The organism is uncultured Rhodoblastus sp., assembly GCF_903903185.1.
Classification (GTDB): domain Bacteria; phylum Pseudomonadota; class Alphaproteobacteria; order Rhizobiales; family Beijerinckiaceae; genus Rhodoblastus.
The window spans coordinates 1-7281 of record NZ_CAIUXT010000125.1 but is presented as its reverse complement, the minus strand read 5'-3'; the positions used below and the strand labels follow the sequence as shown (position 1 = coordinate 7281).

The window sequence follows — 7281 nt, the reverse complement described above, 5'->3', positions numbered from 1 at the left end:
GCGATCAGGGCGGCGCGGTCGATGCCGAGGCCGGCGAGCACTTGCGTCGAGAATTCGACGAAAATCTGCTCGTCCTGCGCCCCGAGAATCTCGATCTTCGAGACGTCCTTGACCTGCAAGAGCTTGGAGCGGATGTCCTCGACATAGTCGCGCAATTCGCGATGGGTGAAGCCGTCGGCGGTGAAACCGTAGATCAGCCCGTAGGTGTCGCCGAAATCGTCGTTGAAGCCGGGTCCGACGACGCCGGCGGGAAGGGTGCGGCGGATGTCGCCGATGTTCTTGCGCACCTGATACCAGATGTCCGGCACCTGGGCGGCGGTAGTCGAGCCCTTAAGGTTGACGAAGATCGTGGCGACGCCGGGACTCGTATAGCTGCGCAGGTAATCGAGGCCCTTGGTTTCCTGAAGCTTGCGCTCCAGCCGCTCCGTCACCTGCTGGAGCGTATCGTCGATCGTCGCGCCCGGCCAGGCCGCCTGCACGATCATGGTGCGGAAGGTGAAGGCGGGATCTTCGTTGCGCCCGAGACGGTAATAGGAGGCGAGGCCGGCGGCGACGATGGCGATCATCGCGAAGACGATGAAGGACCGGTGTTTGAGCGCCCAATCGGAAAGATTTGGGCCGATCATGAGCGCGCCCCGAGCATCCGGACTTTCTGGTCGGGATGCAGCGCCTGCACGCCCGCCGTGACGACGATCTCGCCGCCTTCGAGCCCGCTGGCGATCACCACCGTTCCCGGATCGAAACGCAGCACCTCCACCGGATGCAGCTTGACGGTCAGTTTCGCAGGATCGACGATCCACAGAGCGGGAGACCCGTCCAGCGCCGTCAGCGCGCTCGCGGGAACGGCGATGCCCTGGGCCGATTCCATTTCCATCCGTCCGGTGACCACGGCGCCGAGCCGCATGGCGGCCGGGGGGTCGTTGACGCTGACCCGCACCTTGAAGGTCCGGGTGATCGGGTCGGCCTGCGGATCGACCTGTCGCACATGGCCCCGCGCAGTGACGGAAGGATCGTCCGTGAGCGAGACGACGATGACGGCGTCGGCGGGCGCCGAGCGAATCACCTGTGCCGGCAAGTCGAACACCGCATCCCAGCCCGAATCGCGCGCCACCTGGAACACCATCTGCCCGGCCTGCACGACTTCGCCCGATTCGGCGCGCCGCGCGGTGATCGTTCCCGCGACATCGGACCTGAGTTCGGTATAGCTGACCCGGTCCTCGGCGATGTGCAGCTGAGCCTTGGCGTCGTCCACCTGGGCCCGCGACGTGCGCAAGGCCTGCTCCGCCTGGTCGAACAGGACCCGGGTCGTGAAACCCCGGTTCAGCAGCGTCTGTTGCCGCTCGAAATTGTTGCTGTCCTGCGCCAGCCGGCCCTCGGCGGCGGACAGAGCGGCGCGCGCCGAGCGCAATCCGTTCAACTCGTTCTGCGGATCGAGTTTCGCTAGCACCTGATTGGGGGTGACGCGGTTGCCGACCTCGGCCTTTCTTTCGATGATTCGGCCGCCGATACGAAAGGCGAGGGCGACTTCCTTCTCCGCCAGAATCTGGCCGGTCAGAACGACGGATTGTCCCAGCTCGGTTTTTTCGGCGATCACGGTGCGAACCGGACGCGGCGGCGGCGCTTCAGAGGTTTTCTCGACCTTGCAGCCCGCCATGGCCAAAGCAAGCGCCAGAAGGACGGGAAGAATCGGCGTCCGGGCGCGCCCCGATCCGGGATGAAATTCAGTCGGAGTCAAGGCATTCCCTCATGTTCGTCGCCAGGAGCCCCAGCTAGACATAAGGCTGAGCTATAGCACAACACTATGGCCGCCATCGACGCGATGAGCAACGCCTAAAAAAATCATATCTTGCCATCAATGTCTTAGAGAGCATGACCGCAACAACTTTTCTTGATCTTCATCGCTGGTGAACGGCCATTGGGATTAAGGGTTGGCAGCGTCGGTAGGTAAGGCGCCTGAAGGACGATCGGAGTTTTTCAGCGGATGGATCGGCGCGATTCGGCGTTCCTTGGTTGGTATTGGGATCACCTTTTTCGTGGCGGACATGGCCATGACGGGCGCTTGAGGAATATTTGAGCCTGCGCCGTCGGACGAATCGGGGCGATATTTTGGCGCGTTGCGGGCAGCGTGATCTCGGTCATGACGTTTCGATCCTCATTCCGCCGAGCCGTGCGGCCTGCGGTTCCGGCGCATCCATGCCCGCGCTTAGGCGACCGACGCACGGCTCGGGTTGATCGGCGTCGCCGGGGCGGCGTTACAATATGTGCTTCAATCGCGCAGGCTTTACTGCGACCTCGGGAGTCAAATCGAGTCGCGGCCCTGGCGTTGCGGCGGTAGCCACGAATTCGCTGGTCACACTGCTCGGCGCTCCGGGCAAGATCATCGGCGCCTTGGCACAAAGGCCGCCGGCAATCCTCCGCCGCGACCCATGCAGCCGGGTTGCGCGCAGCCTGTTTTCTCGCGACATGAGGAAGCGTCGACAAATTTCTGAATCGAGAAAATCGATTATTTGGGATTTCCCCTGAGGCTTATCCCGTTCGATCAGGCGACGCGAGATTTAGTGGTTTGTTAGTGGGCCAAAAAGGATTTTTGGCGCGGAGTCGATTCAGCGCCATTTCGGATTGTCGATATGGCCGATGTCATGTTCTTCGGTAGTCCAGGTCCGCACGTGGACAGATCCATCGGCGAGAACTTCAACGATCTTATTTATAAGGTCGTTTCCGAGACTGAGTGCTGTGTCGATCGCGGTTTCAAATAAACGAATTTGGTCTGTCCGTTCGACGTTGGGGACGATAATGAGTAATCCATTGTGCAGGTCGAGCTTTATGTATTCTTTAAGAAAATGTCGTCTATTGTTTGTGACAATGATATAATCGTTTGCGGCTTATCCCGTTAAATAAGGTAATTCAATATGTAGTGGTCACCGTTCCCATCCGGAGCTGCGCGGCTTTTTTTGTTGAAGTCGAACGTTTTTTGGCGTGCCATCCGCTGGATTGTCGTCGTTTCTAGGCCCGTCGTTTTCGCGCGATGTGAGGTGGTGTGCGATAATTGGCATTGCTTCTATGGCGCCAGTTAACGATACTGCTGTTGTAATTGTGGCCTTTTCGTTTTTTGAAAGCAGATTGAGGTCGCCTCCCTGGAAATATGTTAGCGCTCGCATTGCTTCTGCGGGCGGGAACATATTCGGGAAGAGTGAGAGAGCGGCGCCGAGGCCGCGCTCTAGACGGCAACCAGCGCGGATTAGCGCGGCAATATCTTGGTAATCTTTGAGTTCGACGCGTTGCAGCAGTACTTTGAGTTTATGGCCAAGGAGGTCATCGAGCGACGCAAGAAGTAATTCGTTTTTGTCTGTAAAGCGTGGCGTGCCGACACGGCCGAAGTTCAAGTTTCCGAAAAATGATATTTTGACGGGGCGCTCGCTCTGGCCGAGGGGAAATGCTTGAATTGTCCATGTGTCAATTTCATCCTGAAGGATGACAGCATTTTTTAAGGTGGGTGCAGCCTGTTGCAGGGCGTTGCGGTCGATGGCGTTTGAGGTAAAAAAGTCAAAATCGATCGATTCGCGATGACCGAGCTGAAGCGCTATCGCGGTGCCGCCGTAGAGCGCGAATCCAAGCGACGCGAATGGCTTCAGATCATTGAGAATTGCCGTTTGCGACGGTGGTAAAATTGAATATTGCGTGGGCATTACATTGTCTTTCGTTCTGGTGGAGCTGGGGGGGCTTCACCAGGAGGAGTGAGTTTTAGGCGATAGTGCCAAAAGGCCCAAGAACGTGGACGTAGCGATCCTGCTGGCGCGTTAATTAGAATCGAGGATAGTTCTTGGTTTCCAAATGTGTGTTCGATGTCGAGAATGTCGTCCCATACGCCAAAATCCATGACGCGTAACACGACCCGGCTTTTTCGCGTTGTTGCGTCAATGGGATTCATATCCCAGCAGTATTGATGCGCGTAGGAGCGCAGTCGTTCATCGATTGCTGATTGCGGGGCGGCTGAAGGGGTTTCTATCGTCATTGACGGTAAAGTCCAAGTTATTGAAATTTAATATTGATCGACAAATTGTCGATATCCCGCATGCGGTAGCGCGGCGGCGAGTCTGAACAGCATGTCGAACGACGACTTCATGTGGCGGCGACGATTCCAGCGGAAGACGAATTCTTCGAGATAGCGTTGCAGGTGCGGTTTGCGGACGCCGTGATATGTGCCGAGCGCCCAGCGTTTAAAGTTGGCGAAGACGCGGTGGATCCATGGCAGGATCATATGCGCCGCCATTTTGCCAACGACCTTGGGCTTGTGGTTGTATCCCTTGAGGCTGCGATAGGCCGAGAAGCCATCGCTTAGAATTGTTGCGCCGGGCGTGGCTGCGCCGGAAACGAAGGCGCTAATGCTGGAAGCCGAGAAGTCCTGAAGCGGCGTGAGCCGGATACGGCGCGGATGGCCGTCTGGCGAGAGTTCGATCGCGCCAATGAAATGCAGCTTGCCGACGGCGCTGCGGCCTTGGCCGCCGGCGATCGGGTCGCCCTTGGTGCGATAGGGAATGTCACTTTCGTCGACTTCGACGACGTCTTCGAGAAGAGACCGATCCGGATCGATCATGGCGCGGCGCAGCTTTTGCAGCATGAGCCAGGCGGTCTTGTAGGAACCGAGGCCGAGTTGTACCTGGAGTTGGAGGGCCGAGATGCCGTTGGAATGGCTGGCGATGGCGTAGATCGCCTGGAACCAGGTCAGCAGGTCGAGATGGCTCCGATGGAAAATGGTGCCGGCGGTGACGGACGTCTGGCGATCGCAGGCGGCGCATTCATAGGTGAAGCGCTTGGTGGCGAGTTCCCAAGCTTTTTGACCGCCGCAAGCCGGGCAGACGAATCCTTGCGGCCATCGCTTTTCCAAGAGGAATCGAGCACAGGCCGTATCGTCTGGAAACCGCTCGTTGAAGGCGGTTCGAGACATTGGGCGGTCGTGTTTCCAGCGGCTCGTCATGGGAACGAATTTAGAACATTCGTCAAGGCCGTCAAGCTTGTCTGGCGCTACTTATAGGGCGACCTGATTCAAGGGGATAAGCGTCAATCGTTTTCCAGTGCGAAAGGAACAATATTCCAGTCCTGCCATCCTTGTTTGCCGATATGGGGACCGTAATCGGCGATGATGCCTCTGTTTTTAGCGACGGCGACCAAGGCGGCGGTGAGGCATTCGTCGATGAAGATCTTTTCAGTCAACGGGATGAGTCTTTTTGTTTGTGAGAGGTGCGCCAGTTGGGGCCGATTATTCTCTCGGCCCACTGAATGACGGCGTCGATTCCATCGATCGGTAAGGTCGGATAGTCTTCGAAAATCTCCACGTTCGTTCTTTCGGCGCGGAGATAGGCGACGATTGTCTCAGCGGGCACTCTTGTGCCGCGTACGACGGGCTCGCCGCTCATGACAGTCGGGTCGCTAACCACCTCGGCAGGAACAGCCGGCGGCTTTTTAAGAGCTACCATTTTCATCCTCCATATCCTTTGAATTGTAGTCGAATGGTGGCGTTGATTCAAATGCCGGTCGCGTGATCGGCGATCAGGTGTTTCTCCGACGTACGGCGATAAAGCGTGAATGGTGTAGTTGGGCGTTGGTGCGAGCGTGTCATACCAGATCGTGACGCCATTTATTTCTGCCCGCAGGCAAGGTTGGCTTGGGCGGCAGTTGGAGAGTTCGGCGAGAACAGCAAGGATTGTCGGATCATCAATTTCTGCGGGCTGGAACTCGATATCTTTTTCATGAATGGCTTGAGAAATTTGGTAGTCCGGATCGAATGGGGCGAAAAGCTCAAGGTCGTAGCGTTGGTGGCCTTCGGCAAAAACTCCAATTCGCGCCCCCATCCATTCCCATGATTCACCTTTGAGGTTTAGAACGTGGAAAGCCATTTCGACTTCATCGCGTTTCGGCATGGCAGAAAGGTCAAAGGCGATTCCTGGGGTTCGTGGACTAACGGAGAGTAATGTTGGATCTGCTGCGATTTCAGCTTCGAGTTGATCCCATGGGTCGTTTTCGAAATATTTACTCATTTCTGGTTTCCTTTTCGGGATTACACATGAGGTTTTCCAAACTGGAAACGTAAATGCCTGTCTTGATTGATGATTTTGGTAAGTTGCATCGATTTGCGCTTGAACGATTCGAACCATGCGAAAGGATGCGTTTGGCGGGTTGTTATGTATTGTTGTCAGAAAATAGAGCTGGTGAGAATCATGGTTTTGGAAGCCATACGGTGATGTATGCTGGCGAAAGCGGCGATCTATTTGACCGCGTCGAACGACATCCATATGAGAGATATGTAGAGTGTTGGAGAGCGATTGGACGTGAAGTAAATTTTGTGTTATTCACTGAAAGTACAAGTAATATGCTACGTAATGTCTTGTTGAATGGATGCCGTGTTAAATATGAAGGGCGGTTATTTTATCTTTTTGTCCCGCGATTCGCCATGGAAGGGCAGCATATGGCTATGAAGAACGCTGGGATTCTGCGTGGGCGGACAGATCAAGTTAAAATCGATGATGAAATCATTACGGTTTTGGACCAGAACGGCAATCCTTACGTGAAAGGCGCCTAAGTGGAGCTTTCGGTCTGATTTGTAGGGAAATAGGGGTTTGTCTGTTAGGCGATTTGATCGACGAATTGCCGGTATCGGGCATGCGGTAGGTGGGCGGCGATATCGAGTAGCGTGTCGAACGACGATTTCATGTGGCGTCGCCGATTCCATCGGAAGACAAACTCTTCGAGGTAACGGCGTAGGTGCGCCTTTCGGACGCCGTGATACGTGCCGAGCGCCCATCGCTTGAAATTGGCGAAGACGCGATGAATCCCCGGCATCACGACATGTGCTGCCATTTTGCCGACCACTTTCGGTTGGTGGTTGTAGCCTTTCAGGCTCTTATAGGCAGAAAACCCATCACTGAGGATTGTCGCTCCGGGCGTGACAGCGTTGGCGACGAAGGCGCCGATACTGGTCGCCGAGAAATTTTCCAGCGGCGCGAGACGGATACGGCGCGTCTGGCCTTCGGGCGATAGCTCGACGGCGCCGATGATATGGAGTTTGCCGATGGCGCTGCGGCCTTGGCCGCCAGCGATCGGATCGGCTTTGGTGCGGTAGGGAATGTCGCTTTCGTCGACCTCGATGATTTCTTCCAGAAAGCTGCGGTTGGGATCGACCATGGCGCGGCGAAGCTTCTGCAGTATGAGCCACGCGGTCTTGTAGGAACCGAGGCCGAGCTGCGCCTGGAGTTGCAAGGCGGAGATGCCGTTAGAATGGCTGGC

General features: G+C 56.4%; 8 protein-coding genes. 1 reads left to right on the top strand and 7 read right to left on the bottom strand.

Features of this window, described 5'->3' with window-relative positions; genetic code table 11:
- The 6 genes from QZY01_RS11620 to QZY01_RS11595 all read right to left on the bottom strand — a co-directional run.
- A partial coding sequence (locus tag QZY01_RS11620; protein WP_294537320.1) for an efflux RND transporter permease subunit occupies positions 1–626 on the bottom strand: 626 nt, incomplete at its 3' end.
- Positions 623–1735 (bottom strand): efflux RND transporter periplasmic adaptor subunit, encoded by a 1113-nt coding sequence (locus QZY01_RS11615; protein WP_294537317.1) that lies wholly within the window; start codon positions 1733–1735, stop codon positions 623–625. The genes QZY01_RS11615 and QZY01_RS11620, both read right to left, overlap by 4 nt.
- Before the next feature lie 1183 nt (positions 1736–2918).
- On the bottom strand, positions 2919–3686 hold the full coding sequence (locus QZY01_RS11610; RefSeq protein WP_294537315.1) for a nucleotidyl transferase AbiEii/AbiGii toxin family protein: 768 nt from the start codon (positions 3684–3686) through the stop codon (positions 2919–2921).
- Between the two features lie 353 nt (positions 3687–4039).
- On the bottom strand, positions 4040–4975 hold the full coding sequence (locus QZY01_RS11605) for an IS1595 family transposase (protein ID WP_294537313.1): 936 nt from the start codon (positions 4973–4975) through the stop codon (positions 4040–4042).
- Between the two features lie 83 nt (positions 4976–5058).
- Positions 5059–5211, bottom strand: a complete 153-nt coding sequence (locus QZY01_RS11600; protein WP_294537311.1) for a hypothetical protein — start codon at positions 5209–5211, stop codon at positions 5059–5061.
- Complete coding sequence (locus QZY01_RS11595) at positions 5208–6035, bottom strand: DUF433 domain-containing protein (protein WP_294537309.1); 828 nt, start codon at positions 6033–6035, stop codon at positions 5208–5210. The genes QZY01_RS11600 and QZY01_RS11595 overlap by 4 nt, the downstream gene beginning before the upstream one ends.
- A gap of 53 nt (positions 6036–6088) precedes the next feature.
- Here QZY01_RS11595 and QZY01_RS11590 point away from each other — a divergent pair, with 53 nt between their 5' ends.
- On the top strand, positions 6089–6577 hold the full coding sequence (locus QZY01_RS11590; RefSeq protein WP_294537307.1) for a hypothetical protein: 489 nt from the start codon (positions 6089–6091) through the stop codon (positions 6575–6577).
- A 44-nt stretch (positions 6578–6621) separates the two neighbouring features.
- Here QZY01_RS11590 and QZY01_RS11585 read toward each other — a convergent pair.
- Positions 6622–7281 (bottom strand): IS1595 family transposase (locus QZY01_RS11585; protein ID WP_294537304.1); only part of this gene is annotated, 660 nt, incomplete at its 5' end.

Excerpts from the sequence above, each read along its gene's own strand:
- QZY01_RS11595 (WP_294537309.1), bottom strand. The coding sequence starts at position 6,035 with ATGAGTAAATATTTCGAAAACGACCCATGGGATCAACTCGAAGCTGAA.
- QZY01_RS11590 (WP_294537307.1), top strand. The coding sequence starts at position 6,089 with ATGCCTGTCTTGATTGATGATTTTGGTAAGTTGCATCGATTTGCGCTT.
- QZY01_RS11610 (WP_294537315.1), bottom strand. The coding sequence starts at position 3,686 with ATGCCCACGCAATATTCAATTTTACCACCGTCGCAAACGGCAATTCTC.
- QZY01_RS11605 (WP_294537313.1), bottom strand. The coding sequence starts at position 4,975 with ATGACGAGCCGCTGGAAACACGACCGCCCAATGTCTCGAACCGCCTTC.